At 60.6% G+C, this 19,350-nt stretch carries 22 protein-coding genes; 20 read left to right on the forward strand and 2 right to left on the reverse strand.

What is annotated here, in order from left to right:
- Nucleotides 1-9 precede the first annotated feature (9 nt).
- The 13 genes from B5F98_RS09580 (at nucleotide 10) to B5F98_RS09640 (ending at nucleotide 10,051) form a co-directional block, all read left to right on the forward strand.
- Nucleotides 10-477: a hypothetical protein gene (locus tag B5F98_RS09580; protein ID WP_087371890.1), complete on the forward strand. Its 468-nt coding sequence runs from the start codon at nucleotides 10-12 to the stop codon at nucleotides 475-477.
- Nucleotides 478-654: 177 nt separating this feature from the next.
- The gene (locus tag B5F98_RS09585; protein ID WP_087228756.1) at nucleotides 655-849 is read left to right on the forward strand and encodes a ferredoxin; all 195 of its coding nucleotides are present in this window, start codon (nucleotides 655-657) and stop codon (nucleotides 847-849) included.
- Nucleotides 850-864: 15 nt separating this feature from the next.
- A complete protein-coding gene (hcp, locus tag B5F98_RS09590; protein ID WP_087371893.1) occupies nucleotides 865-2,505 on the forward strand; it encodes a hydroxylamine reductase in 1,641 nt (546 codons plus the stop codon).
- A gap of 103 nt (nucleotides 2,506-2,608) precedes the next feature.
- Nucleotides 2,609-3,115, forward strand: a complete 507-nt coding sequence (locus B5F98_RS09595) for an HD domain-containing protein (RefSeq protein WP_087371896.1) — start codon at nucleotides 2,609-2,611, stop codon at nucleotides 3,113-3,115.
- Between the two features lie 28 nt (nucleotides 3,116-3,143).
- The gene (locus B5F98_RS09600) at nucleotides 3,144-3,476 is read left to right on the forward strand and encodes a cupin domain-containing protein (protein ID WP_087371899.1); all 333 of its coding nucleotides are present in this window, start codon (nucleotides 3,144-3,146) and stop codon (nucleotides 3,474-3,476) included.
- Between the two features lie 18 nt (nucleotides 3,477-3,494).
- Complete coding sequence (locus tag B5F98_RS09605) at nucleotides 3,495-3,683, forward strand: ferredoxin (RefSeq protein ID WP_087371903.1); 189 nt, start codon at nucleotides 3,495-3,497, stop codon at nucleotides 3,681-3,683.
- Between the two features lie 126 nt (nucleotides 3,684-3,809).
- Nucleotides 3,810-5,126, forward strand: coding sequence for a M18 family aminopeptidase (locus B5F98_RS09610; RefSeq protein WP_087371906.1), 1,317 nt, complete (start codon nucleotides 3,810-3,812; stop codon nucleotides 5,124-5,126).
- Between the two features lie 25 nt (nucleotides 5,127-5,151).
- Nucleotides 5,152-6,177: a selenide, water dikinase SelD gene (gene selD, locus B5F98_RS09615; protein WP_087371910.1), complete on the forward strand. Its 1,026-nt coding sequence runs from the start codon at nucleotides 5,152-5,154 to the stop codon at nucleotides 6,175-6,177.
- 19 nt (nucleotides 6,178-6,196) lie between these two features.
- Nucleotides 6,197-6,820 (forward strand): sulfurtransferase-like selenium metabolism protein YedF, encoded by a 624-nt coding sequence (gene yedF / locus B5F98_RS09620; protein WP_087371913.1) that lies wholly within the window; start codon nucleotides 6,197-6,199, stop codon nucleotides 6,818-6,820.
- Nucleotides 6,817-7,644 (forward strand): selenium-dependent molybdenum cofactor biosynthesis protein YqeB, encoded by an 828-nt coding sequence (yqeB, locus tag B5F98_RS09625; RefSeq protein WP_087371916.1) that lies wholly within the window; start codon nucleotides 6,817-6,819, stop codon nucleotides 7,642-7,644. The genes yedF and yqeB overlap by 4 nt, the downstream gene beginning before the upstream one ends.
- Nucleotides 7,645-7,648: 4 nt before the next feature.
- Nucleotides 7,649-8,797, forward strand: coding sequence for an aminotransferase class V-fold PLP-dependent enzyme (locus B5F98_RS09630; RefSeq protein WP_087371919.1), 1,149 nt, complete (start codon nucleotides 7,649-7,651; stop codon nucleotides 8,795-8,797).
- A 10-nt stretch (nucleotides 8,798-8,807) separates the two neighbouring features.
- Nucleotides 8,808-9,047, forward strand: a complete 240-nt coding sequence (locus tag B5F98_RS09635) for a DUF3343 domain-containing protein (protein ID WP_343219402.1) — start codon at nucleotides 8,808-8,810, stop codon at nucleotides 9,045-9,047.
- A gap of 11 nt (nucleotides 9,048-9,058) precedes the next feature.
- A complete protein-coding gene (locus tag B5F98_RS09640; RefSeq protein ID WP_158099832.1) occupies nucleotides 9,059-10,051 on the forward strand; it encodes an XdhC/CoxI family protein in 993 nt (330 codons plus the stop codon).
- 41 nt (nucleotides 10,052-10,092) lie between these two features.
- On the opposite strand, the gene yqeC is transcribed toward B5F98_RS09640, so the two are convergent.
- Entirely contained in the window at nucleotides 10,093-10,761 is a 669-nt protein-coding gene (gene yqeC, locus B5F98_RS09645) for a selenium cofactor biosynthesis protein YqeC (protein WP_087371928.1), read from the reverse strand.
- 331 nt (nucleotides 10,762-11,092) lie between these two features.
- Between yqeC and B5F98_RS09650 the strand changes: the two genes are divergently transcribed.
- The 6 genes from B5F98_RS09650 (at nucleotide 11,093) to yaaA (ending at nucleotide 16,852) form a co-directional block, all read left to right on the forward strand.
- Nucleotides 11,093-12,718, forward strand: a complete 1,626-nt coding sequence (locus B5F98_RS09650) for a response regulator (RefSeq protein ID WP_143482779.1) — start codon at nucleotides 11,093-11,095, stop codon at nucleotides 12,716-12,718.
- On the forward strand, nucleotides 12,705-14,000 hold the full coding sequence (locus tag B5F98_RS09655; RefSeq protein WP_087371935.1) for a cache domain-containing protein: 1,296 nt from the start codon (nucleotides 12,705-12,707) through the stop codon (nucleotides 13,998-14,000). Before B5F98_RS09650 ends, B5F98_RS09655 begins: the two co-directional genes overlap by 14 nt.
- Nucleotides 13,916-14,593 carry an ABC transporter ATP-binding protein gene (locus B5F98_RS09660; RefSeq protein WP_087371938.1) on the forward strand — a complete coding sequence of 226 codons (678 nt, stop codon included), beginning with the start codon at nucleotides 13,916-13,918 and terminating at the stop codon, nucleotides 14,591-14,593. The genes B5F98_RS09655 and B5F98_RS09660 overlap by 85 nt, the downstream gene beginning before the upstream one ends.
- 79 nt (nucleotides 14,594-14,672) lie before the next feature.
- Nucleotides 14,673-15,560, forward strand: a complete 888-nt coding sequence (locus B5F98_RS09665; protein ID WP_087371941.1) for a hypothetical protein — start codon at nucleotides 14,673-14,675, stop codon at nucleotides 15,558-15,560.
- A gap of 74 nt (nucleotides 15,561-15,634) precedes the next feature.
- On the forward strand, nucleotides 15,635-16,099 hold the full coding sequence (bcp, locus tag B5F98_RS09670) for a thioredoxin-dependent thiol peroxidase (protein WP_087371944.1): 465 nt from the start codon (nucleotides 15,635-15,637) through the stop codon (nucleotides 16,097-16,099).
- Nucleotides 16,100-16,105: 6 nt separating this feature from the next.
- On the forward strand, nucleotides 16,106-16,852 hold the full coding sequence (yaaA, locus tag B5F98_RS09675) for a peroxide stress protein YaaA (RefSeq protein WP_087371947.1): 747 nt from the start codon (nucleotides 16,106-16,108) through the stop codon (nucleotides 16,850-16,852).
- 38 nt (nucleotides 16,853-16,890) lie between these two features.
- On the opposite strand, the gene B5F98_RS09680 is transcribed toward yaaA, so the two are convergent.
- Nucleotides 16,891-18,114 (reverse strand): HipA domain-containing protein, encoded by a 1,224-nt coding sequence (locus tag B5F98_RS09680; RefSeq protein WP_242961646.1) that lies wholly within the window; start codon nucleotides 18,112-18,114, stop codon nucleotides 16,891-16,893.
- A gap of 167 nt (nucleotides 18,115-18,281) precedes the next feature.
- On the opposite strand from B5F98_RS09680, the gene B5F98_RS09685 reads away from it, so the two are divergent.
- Nucleotides 18,282-19,295 carry an alcohol dehydrogenase gene (locus B5F98_RS09685; protein ID WP_087371950.1) on the forward strand — a complete coding sequence of 338 codons (1,014 nt, stop codon included), beginning with the start codon at nucleotides 18,282-18,284 and terminating at the stop codon, nucleotides 19,293-19,295.
- Nucleotides 19,296-19,350: the final 55 nt, after the last annotated feature.

Raw genomic sequence — 19,350 nt, forward strand, 5'->3', positions numbered from 1 at the left:
GATGCCTAGATGGGAATTACCAGTTCAAATAAAGTGGTGGACCGCAGCGAAGTGGGCTGTGACGGCGAATTTCAAGTGACGCTGGCACTGACAGCGGCCCCGGACATCATTGAGAACCCCACCGATATTGTATTGGTGTTGGACCGCTCCGGCAGCATGTCAGGCGTGCCGCTGGGCGCCCAGGGGCGTATCATCCAGCTGGAGGTGACGGTGAAGGACGTCTGTCCCAACCGCCGGGTGGCCTTAGGTGTGATGTTAGAGGAGGTGGGCCCGGACGGGAAAACAGAGCCCCGTGGGTTTAAGGCGTACACCATTCCCGCCCACACCCAGCCGGGATGCCGGGACGTGCAGGTCCAGTGCATCCGCTTTGTGGTGCCCGAAGATGTGTCCCTGGGGGGCAAGTCTCTGTGTGACACCCGCCGCTTCCAGGTCCAGCTTATCGCCCAGGAGATGGATTGGGAGTTCCGCTGTCCGTAAATCAATCGCTATGCCAGGTGGGGAGATTCCCCGCCGGGCAAAAATTTTTAAAAGTTGTTGGTATAACAACAGAAAGAGGCGGCGAACCTGTGCTATCATGCCCCTTGTCATAAGAAAGGTTTAAGACGCTGTCAGCGGTGGAATTCTATGGGTATCAACCGGAAGGGAAGTGCTGATATGAATGCGACAGTGGATCAATATCTGTGTATCGGGTGCGGGGCCTGTGTCGCCTTGTGTCCTCGGGTGTTTCGTATGGGAGAGGACGGCAAGTCGGGGGTGAGCCAGGCGGTCACGGAGGAGACCTTGTCCCAGGTGCAGGAGGCCATTGACTCCTGCCCGGTCACCGCCATCAGCTGGCTGGAACACGAGTAAAAGGAGCTTATCAACATGGAACAAAAGATGTTTTGCTACCAGTGTCAGGAGACCGCCGGGTGCCGTGGGTGCACCATGGTGGGTGTGTGCGGCAAGCAGCCGGACGTAGCCGCTATGCAAGACCTGCTGGTGTATGTCAGCCGGGGCATTTCCGCCGTCACTACGGCTCTGCGTAAGGAGGGGAAGACGGTTGCCCCGGAGATCAACCATCTCATCACCCTCAATCTCTTCACCACCATCACCAACGCCAACTTTGACCGGGAGAGCATTGAGGCCCGCATCCGCGCCACGCTGGAGGCCAAGGCCCAGCTGCTGGCCCAGCTCGGCGATACCGCGAACCTGCCCCAGGCCGCCCTATGGGACGGCGCTGGGGACTGGGAGGAGAAGGCCAAGACGGTGGGGGTGCTGTCCACCGAGAATGAGGACATTCGCTCCCTGCGGGAACTGATTACCTACGGCCTCAAGGGCCTGTCCGCCTACTCCAAGCACGCCAACGCTCTGCTCCAGGATGACGAGGACGTGGACGCCTTTTTGCAGCGGGCCCTGGCTGCCACGTTGGACGACAGCCTCACGGTGGACCAGCTGGTGGCTTTGACCATGGAGACAGGCAAGTACGGTGTCTCTGGCATGGCCATGCTGGACAAGGCCAACACCTCCGCCTATGGAAACCCTGAGATCACCCGCGTCAACATCGGGGTGGGCAAGAATCCCGGCATTCTGGTCTCCGGCCACGATCTGCGGGACCTGGAGATGCTGCTGGAGCAGACCCAGGGCACCGGGGTGGACGTGTACACCCACTCGGAGATGCTCCCTGCCCACTACTATCCCGCCTTTAAGAAGTATCCCAACTTTGTGGGCAACTATGGCAACGCCTGGTGGAAGCAGAAGGAGGAGTTTGAGGCCTTCCACGGCCCCATCCTCATGACCACCAACTGCATTGTGCCCCCCAAGGACAGCTACAAGGATCGGCTGTACACCACCGGGGCCGCCGGATACCCCGGCTGTACCCACATTCCCGGCGAGATCGGCGAGCAGAAGGACTTTTCTGCCCTCATTGCCCACGCCAAGACCTGTGAGCCTCCCGCCCAGTTGGAGACCGGGGAGATTGTGGGCGGCTTTGCCCACGCCCAGGTGCTGGCCCTGGCTGACCAGGTGGTGGAGGCGGTGAAGAGCGGCGCCATCCGCAAGTTTGTGGTCATGGCCGGCTGCGATGGCCGAGCCAAGAGCCGGGAGTACTACACCGAGTTTGCCAAGGCTCTGCCCCAGGACACGGTGATTCTCACCGCTGGCTGCGCCAAGTACAAGTACAACAAGCTGCCTCTGGGTGACATCGGCGGCATTCCCCGGGTGCTGGACGCTGGACAGTGCAACGACTCCTACTCTCTGGCGGTCATCGCCCTGAAGCTCAAGGAGGTGTTCGGGCTGGAGGACATCAACGACCTGCCCATCATCTATAACATCGCCTGGTATGAGCAGAAGGCGGTTATCGTGCTCCTGGCCCTGCTGTACCTGGGGGTGAAGAACATCCACCTGGGTCCCACTCTCCCCGCTTTCCTCAGCCCCAACGTGGCCAAGGTGCTGGTGGACAACTTCGGCATTGCGGGCATCGGCACTGTGGAGGGGGACATGAAGCTGTTCTTCGGCGAGGACGCCTGATTTTCCCCGTGAAATTCCTTGCTTTTTGTTGGAATAACAACATACTTTTTCCGGGGAAAGGTGTATACTAAACGTATTCCCACACAGAGTGAGGCGTTTTCGTATGCAGAGCAATGAGATGATCGATCAGATTACTTGGAAGATGGTGGACCACGACCGGGGCAGCGCCAAGCGCATCCAGCACTTTTTAAAGGTGCACCGGTTTGCCCAGCTCATCGGCCGGGGAGAGGGGCTGGACGCCCACACCCAGCTGGTGCTGGAGTGCGCCGCCCTGGTCCACGACATCGCCATCGGCCCCTGCAAGGCCAAGTATGGCCGGTGCACCGGCACCTTGCAGGAGCAGGAGGGCCCGGCCTACGCCCGGGACCTGCTGGCGGAGTTCCAGCTGCCCCAGGCCGACGTGGACCGCATCGGCTACCTGGTGGCCCACCATCATTCCTATGACAATATCCAGGGTATGGACTATCAGATCCTGGTGGAGGCGGACTTCCTGGTCAACTTCCACGAGGACAAGATGGAGAAAGAGACGGTACAGGAGACCATGAACCGGATTTTCCGTACTGAGACCGGGAAACGGCTGTGCCGGACCATGTTCGACCTGGACCAGTGACCCGTTCCGCGAGAGGAGGTCCCTTCCAGTGGACGTAAAAATGAAAAACATCAGCAAATCCGAGGTGTTGGTCTTAAAAGACCAGGTTACCTATCAGCAGGGCCAGGTGGTTAGCAAAACTCTGGCCCAGAACGATGCCGTGAGCATCACCCTCTTTTCCTTTGACAAGGGAGAGGAGATCAGCACCCACCAGTCCGGGGGAGACGCCTTTGTCACCTGCCTGGACGGGGTGGGGAAGATCACCATCGACGGGGTGGACTATCTGCTCCATGAGGGGGAATCCATTGTGATGCCCGCCGGGCACCCCCACGCCGTGTATGGCCAGGAGCAGTTCAAGATGCTCCTGGTGGTGGTATTCTAATCAAGGAAGGTGAAATGTATGAAAGCAGTGGTAGATCAGGATCTGTGCATCGGCTGCGGCCTGTGCTGCGGCACCTGCCCCGACGTGTTCCGTCTCAGCGGCGAGGGCAAGTCTGAGGCCTATCAGGAGGCCACGGAGGACAACCGGGGCCTGGTGCAGGAGGCCATTGACGGATGCCCCGTGTCCGCCATCAGCTGGGCCGAGTAACTTCCAATCCAGACAACGCCGGAGTGCAGCCATGTGCTGCGCCCCGGCGTTTTTGGCGTCCGGTGATTGAAAATCCGGCGCAATCCTGTATAATGGAGGAAAGTAACCACTAGGAGGAACCAAACCATGTATCAAGAGACATCCCGTGAGGTGTTGGATTTTATCAAACACAGCCCCAGCTGCTTCCACGCCGTGCACCAGCTCTCCCGAATGCTGGACCAGGCCGGATATCAGCGCCTGAAGGAGTGCGATGGCTGGACCCTGGAACAGGGGGGCAAGTATTACGTCACCCGCAACGGCTCGTCCATCATTGCCTTCCATGTGGGCCAGCAGCTGGACAACTACCACTTCCAGATTACCGCCTCCCACAGCGACTCTCCCAGCTATAAGGTGAAGGAGAAGGCGGAGCTCAAGGGCAAGGGCGGCTATCTACAGCTGAACACCGAGGGGTACGGCGGCATGATCTGCTCCAGCTGGCTGGATCGTCCTCTGTCTCTGGCTGGCCGGGTGCTGGTGCGCCAGGGCAACGTGGTGGAGACCCGGCTTCTCAACATCGACCGGGACCTGCTGCTCATCCCCAATGTGGCCATCCACATGAACCGGGACGTGAATTCCGGCATGAAGTACAACCAGCAGGTGGACATGCTCCCACTGTTCTCCGCCGGGGAGTGTGGAGAGAACAGCTACTATGAGCTCATTGCCCAGGAGCTGGGGGTGAATCCGGAGGACGTTGTGGGCTGTGACCTGTACCTCTACCCCCGGGTGGCCCCCTCCCTGTGGGGCGCCAAGGAGGAGTTCATCTCTTCCCCCCGCCTGGACGACCTCCAGTGCGCCTATACCTCTATGAAGGCCCTGGTGGACAGCCACAACCCCCACGGGGTCAACGTGTGCTGCTGCTTTGACAACGAGGAGGTGGGCTCCGGCACCAAGCAGGGTGCTCTGTCCACCTTCCTGCGGGACGTGCTCCAGCGGGTCCACGCTGCCCTGGGCCATGCCCCCGAGGACTACTTCCGGGCAGTGGCCAAGAGTTTCATGGTGTCCTGCGACAACGCCCATGCCGTCCACCCCAACCACCCGGAGAAGACGGACGGGGAGAACTGTGTGTATATGAACCAGGGTATTGTGGTGAAGTTCTCCGCCAACCAGAAGTACACCACCGACGGCATCAGCGCCGCCATCTTCATGCAGCTGTGCAAGGATGCCCAGGTGCCGGTACAGACCTTCGCCAACCGCAGCGACATGGCAGGAGGCAGCACCTTGGGCAACCTGTCCACCCAGCAGGTGTCCCTCCACACCGTGGATGTGGGCCTGCCCCAGCTGGCCATGCACTCTGCCTATGAGACGGCGGGGGTGAAGGATTCGGCCTATATGGTCCAGGCCCTCACCGCCTTCTATAATACCGACCTGGACATCACCGACAGCGATCGGTTTGTGCTGGGCTGAGAATACGAGAAACGAGGTGTGTTTCATGGGTCAACCGCTGCAATTTTGCCGAGGCGGTGGATGCACCGCCAAGCTGGGCCCTGCGGCCCTGAGCCGGGTGCTGGAGAAGCTGCCCCGGCCCACCGACCCCAATTTGCTCATTGGCGCCCAGTCCAGCGACGACGCCGCAGTGTACCGCCTCACCGATGACCTGGCCATTGTCCAGACCCTGGACTTCTTCCCACCCATGTTGGACGACCCCTACCTTTTCGGGCAGGTGGCCGCCACCAACGCCCTCAGCGACATCTACGCCATGGGGGGCGAAGTGAAAACGGCGCTGAACATCGTCTGTTTTCCTGAGGAGATGGACCTGAACATCCTGGGCGAGATTCTCCGGGGCGGCAGCGAGAAGGTGCTGGAGGCGGGGGGCTCCCTGGCCGGGGGCCACTCCATCGCCGACCAGGAGGTGAAGTACGGCTTGTCTGTGACGGGGGTGGTCCACCCCCAGCGGATTCTGGCCAACAACACCGGAACCGTGGGGGACCACCTCATCCTCACCAAGCCCCTGGGTGTGGGCCTGCTGTGTACCGCCGCCCGGCTGGGCCAGGCGGACCCCCAGGCCTTCCAGGGGGCGGTGAAGTCCATGACCACCTTAAACAAATACGCTGCCCAGGTGGCGGCCAAGTACCGGGTCCACGCTGCCACCGATGTGACGGGGTTCGGATTGTTGGGGCACCTCCACGAGATGATGCGCCCCCACCTGTCTGCCCGGATTTTCGCCCACGCCCTGCCCGTGCTGGACACGGCCCTGGACTGTGCCGACGAGTTTTACCTCACCGCCGCCGGGCAGCGCAACCGCAACTTTGCCACCCAGCGGGCGGTGCTCCACGGGCTCACCTTTGCCCAGGAGGAACTGCTCTTTGACCCCCAGACCTCGGGGGGCCTGCTGCTGGCGGTGGAGGAGGCGGATGCCCAGCCCCTATTGGAGGAACTGCGTACCCTGGACTTGCCCTGCGGCGACATCGGGACCATTCTGCCCCGGTTGGACGCAGAGATCATTGTAGAACCGTAAACAAGAGGAGGAAATGAATATGGAAGTTCTGGTGGATGCCCGTGGCAAGGCATGTCCCTTGCCAGTGATTGAGACTCGCAACGCCCTGCGGGAGCACGGCGCTCCCGTGGTGACCCTGGTAGACAACGACATTGCCCGGCAGAACGTGGAGAAGATGGCCCGTCAGATGGGCCTGAATGCCGCCACTCAGCAGGCGGAGGGGGGCTGGCGCATCACCCTCACCGCCGCCGAGCAGGGCTTTGACCCGGACAGCCAGGAGGTGGCAGACCTCATGGAGAACATTCCCCCCTGCACTGTGCCTGTCCAGGGCCCCACCGTGGTGGTGCTGTCCTCGGACCAGATGGGAACGGGGGACGAGGTGCTGGGCCGGGCTCTGATGAAGGGCTTTGTCTACGCCCTCACCCAGCTGGATGAGGCCCCGGACACCGTACTGCTCTACAACGGCGGCGCCAAGCTGTCTGTGGAGGAGGCGGAGACGGTGGCGGACCTGAAGACCCTGGAAGAGGTCGGGGCGGAAATCCTCACCTGTGGCACTTGCCTGAACCACTACGGCCTCACCGAGAAGCTGGCGGTGGGCAGTGTCACCAACATGTATGTCATTGCCGAGACCATGGCCAAGGCCGGAAAGGTCATCCGCCCATGAGGGGCGTGGTGGTAGTCCGGGGCGGGGGAGACCTGGCCACCGGGACCATCCTGCGCCTGCACCAGTGCGGGGTACGGGTGTTGGTGCTGGAGTGCGCCCAGCCCACCGCCATCCGCCGGGCAGTGGCCTTCTGTGAGGCGGTGTATGACGGTGTCACTCAGGTGGAAGGGGTGACCTGTCGCCGCATTGATACCCCGGAACAGGCCGAAGCGGTGTGGGTAGAGGGTGAGATTCCCCTGCTGGTGGACGAAACCGGGGCGTGCCTTTCTCAGGTGCAGCCAGTGGCCTTGGTGGACGCCATTCTGGCCAAGCGCAACCTGGGTACCACCCGGGACATGGCCCCCATCACCGTGGCCCTGGGCCCTGGCTTTGTGGCTGGGGAGGATGTGGACGCCGTGGTGGAGACCATGCGGGGCCACCGTCTGGGCCGGGTGCTGTACACCGGGGCCGCCCAACCCAACACGGGGGTGCCGGGGAAGATCGGTGGCTACGACAAGGAGCGGGTCATTCACGCCCCGGCGGACGGGGCCCTGGTTCCCTGCACCGCCATCGGCGACGTGGTGCAGACGGGGCAGACCCTGGCTATGCTGGGGGACGTGCCGGTACCCGCCACCATTGACGGCGTGCTCCGAGGGCTCATCCGGGCGGGATACCCGGTGACCAAGGGCCTGAAAATTGCGGACATTGACCCCCGACTGGGGGAGCGGGAGAACTGTACCACCGTCTCGGACAAGGCCCGGGCCATTGCCGGGGGCGTGTTGGAGGCCCTGCTCCACCTGGCCCAGGAGAGAGGCCTCACCCGTTGTCTGCTGGGGGAGGGGTGAGCCCATGATCTATCTGGATGCGGCGGCCACCTCCTTTTTGAAGCCACCCTGTGTGGCCCAGGCGGTGGTGGATGCCATGCACACGGTGGGCTCCCCAGGACGGGGAGCCCATCCTCTGACGTTGGCGGCCTCCCGCACCGTGTGGGCCTGCCGGGAGGCGGTGGCGGAGCTGTTGGGTGCCACAGACCCCGCACGGGTCTGCTTCACCCCAAACTCTACAGTGGCGCTGAACACCGCCATCTGTGGCCTGTACGGCCCGGGGGACCACGTCATCACCACCGCCCTGGAGCACAACTCTGTACTGCGCCCCCTGTATCGTCTGGAGGAGCAGGGGCTGGAGGTGACCATTCTTTCCGCCGACGAAACGGGCAACATCGACTATGGGGACTTTACCCGGGCCCTGCGCCCCAATACCCGAGGGGTGGTGTGCACCCACGCCTCCAATGTCACGGGGAATACCCTGGATTTGGGACGCATTGGGGCCTTTTGCCGAGCTCATGGCCTCACCTTTGTGGTGGATGCCTCCCAGTCTGCGGGAGTGCTGGACGTGAACCAGCAGGCGGTGGGGGCTTCCGTGGTGTGCTTTACCGGCCACAAGGGACTGCTGGGCCCCCAGGGCACGGGCGGGCTGAGTGTGGCCCCAGATGTGACCCTTCGCCCCTTTGTAGTGGGGGGCAGCGGCGTGCACAGCTACGACCGCCGCCATCCCCAGGACCTGCCCGAGGGCCTGGAGGCGGGCACCCTTAATGCCCACGGCCTGGCGGGGCTGCTGGCCGGGATAACTTATGTCAAAGAACAGGGCCGGGAAAACTTGTATCGGAAAGAGATGGAATTGGCCCGGACTTTCGTAAACGGGGTGCGGGACCTCCCCGGCGTGACCCTATACGGGGATGTGGACGCCCCCCACCGCACGGCGGTGGTGTCTTTGAACCTGGGGGAGGAGGACGCCGGAGCGGTGGCGGACGTGCTGGCCCAGGAGTTTGGAATCTGCACCCGGGCGGGGGCCCACTGCGCCCCTCTCATCCATGAGGCCCTGGGCACCTCGGCTCGGGGGGCAGTGCGGTTTTCCTTCTCCCATCTGAATACCCCCCAAGAGGTGGCCCAAGCCGTGGACGCTGTGGCAGACTTGGCCCGGCGGCTATCACCCATATAAGGAGAAACCCATGTTGAGAAAACCCCAGCTTCGCCTGGTCATCACCTTCCACACCACGGCGGAGGCATTGAAAACCGAGAAACTGGCCCGGGAGCAGGGCCTGGAGGGACGGCTGATTCCGGTACCCCAGGTCCTCAGCGCCGGGTGTGGGCTGGCGTGGAGTGCCCCGCCGGAGACTCAGGCGGCCATGGAGACCGTGCTGGAGCGGGGGAATATCCACCCACAGCAGATTATTCAACTGACCATTTAGGAGGGATGCAGGTGGACAACGGATATCAAGCTCTGGCCCGGGCCCTGGACGAGAAGGGCTTAGTGTGGCGGGTTACCTCTCTGGAGGGGGAGACCCTGGGCCAGGCGGTCCAGTTGGAGCAGCGCCCTGCCTGGCTGGACCATGGCTTCCAGCCCCCTTGTCAGACTACCGATGAGGAGGGGCGGGCGGTGCTGGTGGAGTGCCTGCGCCGGGAAAAGACCCTGCTCATCTGCGGCGGCGGCCATGTGTCGGTGCCCGTGGCCCGACTGGGGGTGATGCTGGGTTACCAGGTGACGGTGGTGGACGACCGGGAGGAGTTTGCCCAGCCCCAGCGGTTTGAGCCGGGGGTGGACACCGTGTGCGCCCCCTTCGAGGAATACCTGTCCCACACCTTTCCCTGGGAGGAGCATCCCGACTTGTCCGTGGTCATCGTTACCCGGGGCCACGGGGGAGATGCAGCGTGTCTGCGCCAAGCTGTGAAGCACCCCTTGACCTATTTGGGCATGATCGGCAGTAAGAGAAAAAATCAGGCCATCTTCCAGCTGCTCCAGGGGGAGGGGGTGGACCCCCAGGCGCTGGAGCGGGTCCACGCCCCCATCGGGCTGGACATCGGGGCCCAGACCCCCGAGGAGATTGCCGTGTCCATCGCCGCGGAGTGGATTGCCACCCGCCAGTGCGGCCAGGGCTCTGTCTTCCCCAGGGAGCTCCGGGAGGCGCTGCGGTCCGGGGCCGGGGGCGTCATGGTCACGGTGGTGAAAAAATCCGGCTCTGCCCCTCGGGGTGTGGGAACCCGGATGTTGATTCGTCCTGACGGCACCACCGTGGGCACCATCGGCGGTGGCCTGGCGGAATACCAGGCGGTGTGCCAGGGGCGGGATTTGTTGGACCACCCTCACCCCATGTTGGTCTCCTATGACATGCGCTCCGGGGAAGCAGGGCGCTCCGGCATGATCTGCGGCGGCACCATTGAGGTGCTGTTTGAAGAGGTGTCAACCCAAGTATAAATGAAAAAATGCCTGTTCAGCTTTGGCTGGACAGGCATTTTTTATGGGCAAATGGTGCAGGAAATCCCACGGGCGGAGAGAAAATCCTTCACTTGGGCCGCCACCTCTTGGCGGCGAGGGGTGTCCACCTGGGTGAGCAGGACATGGTACTTATCAAGGGGCAGCCCTCCGGCGTCCATGGCGTCCTGAACGCAGAAAAGCACATCGGGGGTGTCTACGGTGTGTTGGGGATGTTCCGCCCAGTCCGGGCAGAGCTGGTAGCAGTGGACGCACTCGGCCACCGGGCGGTCCACAGCGGACAGCCCCGCCACCACCAGACACAGGTCGGTATTGGGCAAGATCACCGGTTCAAAGGAGCGGTGCAGCTTCAAGGGCAGCATTTTGGCCCCGTCGGCCTCGTATAGCACCAGCTGGGCTGCCTCACAGCCCAGGTCCAGAAGTTCCGGGGAGAGCGCGCGCAGCTTGCCTTCCTGAGAGGTACATCCGGCACAGGTGACCCCTGGTTGGGCCAATGCCTCGGCCAACTCCTGGGGGGAGGGGTCTATGAGAAGTCGATCACATACCGTGTCCGGGTAGGGGCGGATGCGGGTGGTGGTGGTCAGCAGCACCCGCCGCTGGCGGTGGGCCACGGCCAACCGCCCCAGGGCAGTGGTCTTTCCTCCCGCTCCGATGGCGGCCACAGAATGCATGGTCTCCAGAGAAATTGGCACGGGATATCCCTCCTGTTCCTGACTGTGATATCCAATTTATCAAAGCATATTTAGCCGGAAATTGCAAGAGGAATTGAGGGAAAAAGTACCATTGCCCCGTAATGGGAGGCAATAAACGCCAGTATGGGAGAAATAGGACATAAATGGACACATATGGTGGGGAGACAGACAAGATGCACAAAAATTGAAAATGAGATTGAAAAAAAGTGGGCAATGTGCTTTAATTTAGTAAAATATCAATGGAGGAACAGCGGAGCGGCCCATGGGCCGGACATAGGAAGAGGGGGAGTTTACCGTGGTGTGGCAAGACAGAGACAAGGGTGAGAGTGGTGTGCAGTTTCCGTACCGCTACCGGGTCATGCTGGTGGACGACGAGGAGGAAGTGCGGGAAGGCGTGCGGGAGAAAGTGGAGTGGAACCGATGCGGCTTTGAGCTGGTGGCCGAGGCGTCCAACGGCCAGGAGGCCTGGGAGACCGCCAAAACCGTGGCGCCCGACGTGGTGATCACCGACATTCGCATGCCCTTTATGAGCGGGCTGGAGCTGTGCCACAACCTGCGCACCATGTTTCCTGATATCTGCCTGGTGATTCTCACCGGGTATGACGACTTTGACTACGCCAAACGGGCCATTCAGGAGAATGTGACCGAGTATATCTTAAAGCCTGTGAATTTCGGGGAGTTTACCGCTCTCATGGGGCGAATTCGAGAGAAGCTGGACCAGCACCTGGCCAAGCAGTACGATTTGAAGCGGCTGAGAGAGCAGTACGAGATGAGTTTGCCTGCCATGCGGGAACAGCTGTTGGCACGGCTGTTGGACAGCAGTGTCCAGGAGGAGTGGGCCCGGGAAAAGGCTCGGGAAATGCGCCTGAGCATCGCCGGGGAGAAGTGGACCATTGCCCTCATCCGCTACAACGGGGGAGAGGTGGCCAGCCGAGAGCGGGAGCTACTGCCCCACATGGTGCGGCAGCGGGCGGAGAAGGAGCTGCCCCGGTACTGTCCTGTGATCTGCTTCCTCTACCAGGACTATGTGGCGGTGTTGGCCACCATCGAGCAGCAGCAGGATATGCTCCAGCTCATCAACGGGATGCGCCAGATCTGCCTGTCCGCCCAGCGATTCCTCCAGCTGGAGCTGGCGGTGGGCATTGGCAGCACTTGCACCGCCCTGTCCCAGCTGCGCCGGTCAGCTATGGAGGCCAGAAATGCCTTGGACTATCAGACCATGGTGGGGGAGGAGCCGGTGGTGTACATCGGGGACATTGAGCCCCAGACCACCGAGGCCTCCGCTCTGGAGGGCTATTCCTTCCGGGAGCTTCTGGCCGCCATGCGCCTGGAGGACAATGACCAGATTGAGGAGACGGTGCGCAACTTTCTCTCGGTGCTGCGGGCCAAGAAAATGCCGGTGTCCCAGTACCGGCTGTCGGTGATGGAGCTGGCCACCGAGCTGCTGCGGGTCATCAAGACCTATGAGCTGGAGGACACCGACGATCTGTCCCAGCAGTTGGTGGAACTGACGTTACTAAAAAATCTCAACTCTCCCTGGGGCTTTGAGAGCCGCCTCATCCAGCTGTGCCAGCAGATCAGCCGCTCCATTGCGCAAAAGCGCAACAACGCCACCCAGCTGGTGGCGGAGGAGGCTAAGAGCTACATTCAGAAGCACTACAGCAACCCGGCACTGTCCCTGGAGTCGGTGTGCACCCATCTGCATTTGAGTGTCAGCCACTTTTCTACTCTGTTCAAGCAGGAGACGGGGTGCGGGTTTGTCAACTACCTCACCCAGGTGCGGCTGACCCAGGCGGCGTGGCTGCTGGACAACACGGACAGCGCGGTGGGGGAGATCGCCCAACAGGTGGGGTACAGCGAACCGGCCTATTTCAGCTACGTGTTTAAAAAGCGGTACGGGGTCTCCCCCATGAAGTACCGCTATATGAAGGAGAAGAGTGAAGATGGGGAGGGTTAAGCAGGTACTGACCCACTGGCTGGAGGGGTTTCGCAGCAAGAACATCCAGTATACCATCGCTCTGGCCTTTACCGGCATCACCCTGGTGGCCATGACACTGGTGGGGATTGTGCTGTACACCGGCTTTTTCTCCTCGGCGGAGACCATGATGAAGGAGAACAACACCCGCCTGGTGGAACAGATTGGACTGAACCTGGACATGTACCTGAAAAATATGATGCGGGTGTCCGAGACGGCCTACTACCGGGTGATCAAAAAGCATGACCTGGCAGTGGATGACATTGGGGAGCAGATCGAGCTGCTGTACGACGCCAACAAGGATTTGCTGGTGAGCATTGTCATTCTGGACCCCGAGGGCAACGTGTTGACCAGTGCCCCGGCAGCCAAGGAGAAGGAGGCACAGACGGCAAAAGATCAGGCGTGGTTCCGGGAGGCCCTGGACAAAATCGAGAACTTTCACTTCTCTCTGCCCCATGTGCAGAACCTGTTTGACGACCCGGACTGCCGCTACCGCTGGGTGGTATCCCTGTCCCGGGCGGTGGAGCTGACGGAGAATGGACAGGTGGGCCAGGGCGTGCTGCTGTTGGACATCAACTTTTCCGGCATTGAGCAGATTTTCAACAACGCCGGATACGGGGACTCCGGTTACGCTTACCTGGTAGGGGAGGACGGGGAGATGATCTACCACCCTCGTCAACAGCTGGTGTACTCCGACCTCTTTGAAGAGGACAGCTTGGCCTACGTGGGGGAGGAGGACGGCAACTACATCGGAAAGGTGAGCGGGCAGGACTCGGTGATCACCGTCAAGACGGTGGGATACACCGGGTGGAAGATTGTCCGGGTGGCCCCCGTGGGCATCTATTCCGATGACGTGCTCTTTATCCAGCTGGCGGGCCTCATTGGTGTGGTATGTCTGGCCATCCTCATCATCCTGGTCAACCAGTCGGTGTCTTCCCAGATTGCACGCCCGGTGGAGGAGCTGCAAAAGTCGGTGGAGAAGCTGGAAAACGGAGACCTGGATGCAGAGATCGCCATCGGTGGCTCCTATGAGATTCAACGGCTGGGCAGGACGGTGCAGTCCATGGCCCAGGAGATGAAAAACCTCATGGCGGATAAGGTGCGGTATAAAAACAAGTTCACCGTCACCTTTGACACCGACCCGGAGGTACTGGAGCTGTCCGCGGTGACGGCGCTCGGATGGAATACTTCTATCAGGCCCGGGAGGAGGAGCCGGACGAAGGGACAATACAGTCCCCTGAGACATTGGCGCTGCACAACGTGAGCTTCTCCTATGCGGCGGAAGACATGCCCGTTCTCTCCCAGGTGAATTGGACCCTGTCCACCGGGGACAGGATACAGCTGATGGGGGAAAACGGGTGCGGAAAGTCCACTCTGATGTCCCTTCTGGGCGGCATCTATCCGCCAGATCAGGGAGAAATTTTGGACGAGAGGGGAGCGGTGGTATCGCTCCAGCGGCTGCGCCGCAGTGTGGCCCTACAAGAACAGGACAGCGTCATCTTCACGGGGACCGTGTGGGACAATCTGTTCTTACCAGAGCACAAGCGGGAAGCTGCTGCCCAGCTCTTGGCAGACCTGGCCTTTGCCAAGCCCTTGGAATATGCCATTGCGGGGGATGGAAAGAATCTGTCCCCCGGGGAGCGGAAGAAAATTTTGCTCACCCGGGCTCTGCTGAAAGAGGCCCCCTTTCTCCTCCTGGACGAGCCGTTGAACCACCTGGACTCAGTGGCCCGGGAGGCGCTGGCGGTCAGACTGGAGGAGCGGCGGGGAGGCCTCTTACTGATTTCTCATGACCCGTGGTTGCCAGAGCGCCTGGGGCTGGAAAAACGCTGGATTTCTGTGGAATTATCTTGCTAAACCCATGCCACTCTGATACACTGAACTTGAACCCATAAGGCCTCGGATGGGAAGAGAATACAGGAATGGAGATGATAGTATGAAGGTCATTCCACGTAAGCTTGCGGCCCTATGTCCCCTGCTTCTCTTACTCTTGCTTACCCCAAAGGCCCATGCCAACATGGCTGCGCCTGCCAATCCAGATGTGGGAACCGCCATCACCTTTGAGAAAAATCAAGAGCTTGCAGTGACCTCAGAGGTGCTGGATATCACCGTGAAAGGGGCCAAGGCGGAGATCGTGGCTACCTATACCATGGAAAACACCAAGGACCAGCAGGTTGTCACCCCTTCCATGTTCCTCTCGCCCAACGTGGAGGCGGGGAATGTCACCGTCCTGGTGGATGGGCAGGAGACGCCGGTTGTGGTGGAGAGCTATACGCTGGGGGATGTCACCCAGATCGACACCCAGGACTGGCAGTACGTGGTGCTGGACGGGGAAGCCGCCGATGTGGGCCAGGGACAGACCGTGGACACCATCCTTTTTGCCTTGGAGTTTGAACCCCGCCAGCAGTATGACGTTGTGGTCTCCTATACCTACCGACTGGGGGGATATCCGGACTACGACTACAATGTCAAGCGGGGCACCTTGGAGTATTACCTGCGACCTGCGGCCCTGTGGAAGGATTTTTCCAACCTGACCATCAACCTCCACCTGGACGAGGACATGCCAGTGCTTCAGGACAGCAACCTGGAGTTTGAAAAGGTGGCGCCCCGTACCTATCAGTACGTCTCGGACACTTTGCCAGAGGAAAATCTGCGCATAGAGGTGGACCAGTCCTGGTGGCAGGAACTGTTTGGCTTCTTCCAAAACCCCTATCTGGCCGTGTATGCCATGTATTTTGTCCCGGTGATTGTGGTAGTCGTTGCCTGCGTGGGAGGCGTGATTTGGATGGTGCGGTGGACGGCACGCCGCAACAAGCGACTCTAAAAGCGGTTGTGTGGGATCAAATCCTGTGGTAGGATGAAAGTCAGAAATCACCTCATGCAAAGGAGAGAATCGTCATGTTAGAAGTGGGAACCAAAGCCCCGGACTTTACCTTGAAAAATCAGGAGGGTCAAGAGGTCAGCCTGTCCCAGTTTGCAGGAAAGCGAGTGGTGCTGTATTTCTATCCCAGAGACAACACCCCCGGCTGCACCCGGCAGGCCTGCGGGTTTGCCCAGAACTATGAGGGCTTTAACCAGCGGGACGTGGTGGTCATCGGTGTCAGTAAGGACTCCGTGGCCTCTCACCTGAAATTTGCCCAGAAGTATGAGCTGCCCTTTGTGCTCCTCTCTGACCCCGACTTGGAGGCCATCCAGGCCTACGGTGTGTGGCAGGAGAAGAAGCTCTATGGCAAGGTGAGTATGGGAGTGGTGCGCACCACCTATGTCATCGACCCTCAGGGTGTCATTGAGAAGGTGATGCCCAAGGTGAAGCCAGACACCAACGCCGCCGAGATTTTGGCCTACCTGGACGGAGAGGTGTAACTGGCCATGCGAATCATCATTTCCCCCGCCAAGAAGATGCGGGAGGACACGGACAGTCTGGCCTGGCGCAACTTGCCCGCCCATCTGGAGCAGACTCAGCAGCTGTGCCAGGTGCTCCAAGGCATGTCCTACGACCAGCTGAAAAAGCTCTGGAAGTGCAACGACCAGATCGCCCAGCTGAATGTGGAACGGCTCAAAACCATGGACTTGCACCGCAACCTCACTCCAGCCATTCTCAGCTATGAGGGGATTCAGTATCGGTATATGGCTCCTGGCGTGTTCACCCAGGAGGAGCTGGAGTACGTGGAAGAGCATTTGCGTATCCTCTCCGGGTTTTACGGCCTGGTGCGCCCCTTTGACGGTGTGACGCCCTACCGCCTGGAGATGCAGGCCAAACTCCCAGTGGGCCAGGCCAAGGACCTGTACGCCTTCTGGGGGGACCATCTGGCCCGGGACCTGTGGGGGGAGACGGACTGCGTCATCAATCTGGCTTCTAAGGAGTACAGTGTGTGCATTTCCCGCTATGTACCGTCCAACGCCCGGTTTATCACCTGCGTGCTCGGAGAAGAGCAGGGGGGCAAAGTGGTGGAAAAGGGTACCATGTGCAAGATGGCCCGGGGAGAGATGGTGCGGTATATGGCCCAGCACCGGGTGGAGCGCCCGGAGGATCTCAGTGCCTTTGACCACTTGGACTACCGCTTTTCGCCCCAGCACTCCCAGGAGAATTTATACGTCTTTTTGAGAAACACATAACAGAAGGGCCTCCCGCCGTGGGAGGCCCTTATTCGTTGTTATTGGTAGCTCTGTGCCACGTTTTGCTCCACGTCGTCGGCGGTGGAGGAGAGATCGGGGCTCTGTTGGGACTGTGCAGCCTGTTGAAGCCGCTGGACCCGCTGACGGACCGCCTTTGCGATGGCCTCGATGCGGTCAGCGCCCACGCAGCCTTGTGCCAGGGAGCCGGACAGGGTGTCCCGAACCAGCTCATCCAAGTCGGACAACGCTTCAAAGTCCACCCAGTCCAGGGAGGAGACCAGCTTCAGCTGCTGGTCGTGGTGGTTTTTGAAGGGCTTGCACACCACATCGTGGTCCGTGGGAATCCGCTCTGCGGTCCGGTCATAGCCCAGGGAGGTTCCGCTGTCAAAGATGGGGGCCATGCCCAGCCATTCCAGAGTCTCCGGGTTACGCAGCAGGCCGAAGTTGTTCAGGTGGCGGTCCTCATTGGCTAGAAGATAGTCTACCACCAGCATTTGGTCCAGGGCGGGCACCACGTGGTCTACACCCAGAGCCTGACAGCAGGAGAGAAAGTGCTGATACACCGACTGGCTGTTGCTCTTTTTCTGGGTCTGCATCACCTGCCAGGCGGTGACCAGCTCGGTGTCTGGGGTGACAAAGTCCGTACACACCGAGTAGGGCTGGCCGTTGCTCCAGAGCAGACGGTACGGGACGTGGGGGATGTTCAGACGCTCCATAATGCCTGTGGCGATGACCTCGTTGAAGGGCTGCTGCTGGAAGGGGGCGCTACCCCCCTTGATGAGACAGCGGGCGCCGTCCACGATCTTCCAGCACTTTCTCAGATACCCGTCGGTGGTATTGTCCGGGGAGCAGAAGTCAAACCCAGAGATGGGTTTGGGCTGGCCGAAGAGCACACTGCCCACGTCGTCGGAGAAGGGATTGTCGTAGAAATTGATGGTATCCCAGATGACCCCGGCGTCCTGAGGGCAAATCCAATAGTGATCGGAGAGACTCAGCCCATAGCTACGCAGGGGCAACAGCTGCGGGCTGGGCAATCCCAGCGCCTCCAGAGCCTCCCGTATCCCGATGCGGGTGGCGGGGATGCAGCGGCCTGTCCACCAATGGTTCAGGGCGGCCCGGTCCACCTCTCCACTGGGAGTACAGGTGCCCACCGGGAGGTGTTCTGGTGTGTAGACGGTGCTGATATGTCGAATCGACCCGGTGGCCTCGTCCAGTTCCAACGCTGCCACTGCCAGCCGTTTGTGCATCAGGGTGCAAATCATGGGTAGTCCTCCCTTCATATTGAGTGTATTGTAACATATCCATAAAAACTCTGCAATAAAAAATGTGTTTCCGGTCAAAGTGAATAGAATAGACTGGAGGAGCGCTTGATTTCTGTGTCGGGATTGGGTACAATATAAAAATAATACCGAAGAAAAGAGGGAGTGCCATGCTGGCCTATACCTATATCCGACAGGGGAAATTCGAACTGCTGGACAAACCCAAGCCGGTGCTGCTGGACGACCGGGACGCCATTGTGAAGGTGACCTTGGCCAGCATCTGCACCAGTGACCTGCACATTAAGCACGGCAGCGTACCCCGTGCGGTACCCGGCATCACCGTGGGCCACGAGATGGTGGGGGTGGTGGAGCAGGTGGGCTCCGCGGTCACCACTGTAAAGCCTGGGGACCGGGTGACGGTGAATGTGGAGACCTTTTGCGGAAGCTGTTTTTTCTGTCAGCACGGATGGGTCAACAACTGTACCGACCAAAATGGCGGCTGGGCCCTGGGGTGCCGCATCGACGGCGGACAGGCGGAGTATGTCCGGGTGCCCTATGCAGACCAGGGCTTGGACAAGATTCCAGACACCGTTACCGACTTACAGGCTCTATTGGTGGGGGATGTGCTGGCCACGGGCTACTGGGCTGCACAGATTTCTGAAATCAAGGAAGAGGACACGGTGCTCATCTTGGGCGCTGGGCCCACGGGCCTGTGTACCCTCCAGTGTGTGGCCCTGTACCATCCCAAACGCATCATTGTCTGCGACCTGGACGAGAGCCGACTGGCCTTTGTACGCCAACACCACCCCGGTGTGCTGACCACAACGCCCAACGGGCTGAACGACTTTGTGGTGGCCCACAGCGACCACGGGGGTGCCGATGTGGTGCTGGAAGTGGCGGGGAGCGAGGAGACCTTCCGCATGGCCTGGGAGTGTGCCCGACCCAACGCCATTGTCACTGTGGTGGCTCTCTATGACGGCCCCCAGACGCTGCCCCTGCCCGATATGTACGGGAAAAACCTGATCTTTAAGACAGGCGGCGTGGACGGCTGCAACTGTCCGGAGACCTTGCAGCTCATTGCCCAGGGGAAGTTGGACACCACGCCCCTGATTACCCATACTTATGACCATTCCTTTCCGCTGCGCTCCAAGGCACCAAAGGAATATGAAACCCGGTACCTCTAACGCAGCCAGTCGTAATTTGTTAGAATAGGCTTGAGGAAGCAGGCACACTACAGAG

The organism is Pseudoflavonifractor sp. An44 (assembly GCF_002161675.1).
Lineage (GTDB): Bacteria > Bacillota > Clostridia > Oscillospirales > Oscillospiraceae > Enterenecus > Enterenecus faecium.

Bases quoted from the DNA above. Each gene is read 5' to 3' on its own strand.
- B5F98_RS09630 (WP_087371919.1), top strand. From the start codon at position 7,649: ATGATCTATCTGGATGCGGCGGCCACCTCCTTTTTGAAGCCACCCTGT.
- B5F98_RS09605 (WP_087371903.1), top strand. From the start codon at position 3,495: ATGAAAGCAGTGGTAGATCAGGATCTGTGCATCGGCTGCGGCCTGTGC.
- B5F98_RS09635 (WP_343219402.1), top strand. From the start codon at position 8,808: ATGTTGAGAAAACCCCAGCTTCGCCTGGTCATCACCTTCCACACCACG.
- yqeB (WP_087371916.1), top strand. From the start codon at position 6,817: ATGAGGGGCGTGGTGGTAGTCCGGGGCGGGGGAGACCTGGCCACCGGG.
- B5F98_RS09680 (WP_242961646.1), bottom strand. From the start codon at position 18,114: ATGATTTGCACCCTGATGCACAAACGGCTGGCAGTGGCAGCGTTGGAA.
- B5F98_RS09585 (WP_087228756.1), top strand. From the start codon at position 655: ATGAATGCGACAGTGGATCAATATCTGTGTATCGGGTGCGGGGCCTGT.
- B5F98_RS09665 (WP_087371941.1), top strand. From the start codon at position 14,673: ATGAAGGTCATTCCACGTAAGCTTGCGGCCCTATGTCCCCTGCTTCTC.
- B5F98_RS09610 (WP_087371906.1), top strand. From the start codon at position 3,810: ATGTATCAAGAGACATCCCGTGAGGTGTTGGATTTTATCAAACACAGC.
- yaaA (WP_087371947.1), top strand. From the start codon at position 16,106: ATGCGAATCATCATTTCCCCCGCCAAGAAGATGCGGGAGGACACGGAC.
- hcp (WP_087371893.1), top strand. From the start codon at position 865: ATGGAACAAAAGATGTTTTGCTACCAGTGTCAGGAGACCGCCGGGTGC.
- B5F98_RS09655 (WP_087371935.1), top strand. From the start codon at position 12,705: ATGGGGAGGGTTAAGCAGGTACTGACCCACTGGCTGGAGGGGTTTCGC.
- B5F98_RS09660 (WP_087371938.1), top strand. From the start codon at position 13,916: ATGGAATACTTCTATCAGGCCCGGGAGGAGGAGCCGGACGAAGGGACA.
- B5F98_RS09580 (WP_087371890.1), top strand. From the start codon at position 10: ATGGGAATTACCAGTTCAAATAAAGTGGTGGACCGCAGCGAAGTGGGC.
- yedF (WP_087371913.1), top strand. From the start codon at position 6,197: ATGGAAGTTCTGGTGGATGCCCGTGGCAAGGCATGTCCCTTGCCAGTG.
- selD (WP_087371910.1), top strand. From the start codon at position 5,152: ATGGGTCAACCGCTGCAATTTTGCCGAGGCGGTGGATGCACCGCCAAG.
- bcp (WP_087371944.1), top strand. From the start codon at position 15,635: ATGTTAGAAGTGGGAACCAAAGCCCCGGACTTTACCTTGAAAAATCAG.
- B5F98_RS09595 (WP_087371896.1), top strand. From the start codon at position 2,609: ATGCAGAGCAATGAGATGATCGATCAGATTACTTGGAAGATGGTGGAC.
- B5F98_RS09685 (WP_087371950.1), top strand. From the start codon at position 18,282: ATGCTGGCCTATACCTATATCCGACAGGGGAAATTCGAACTGCTGGAC.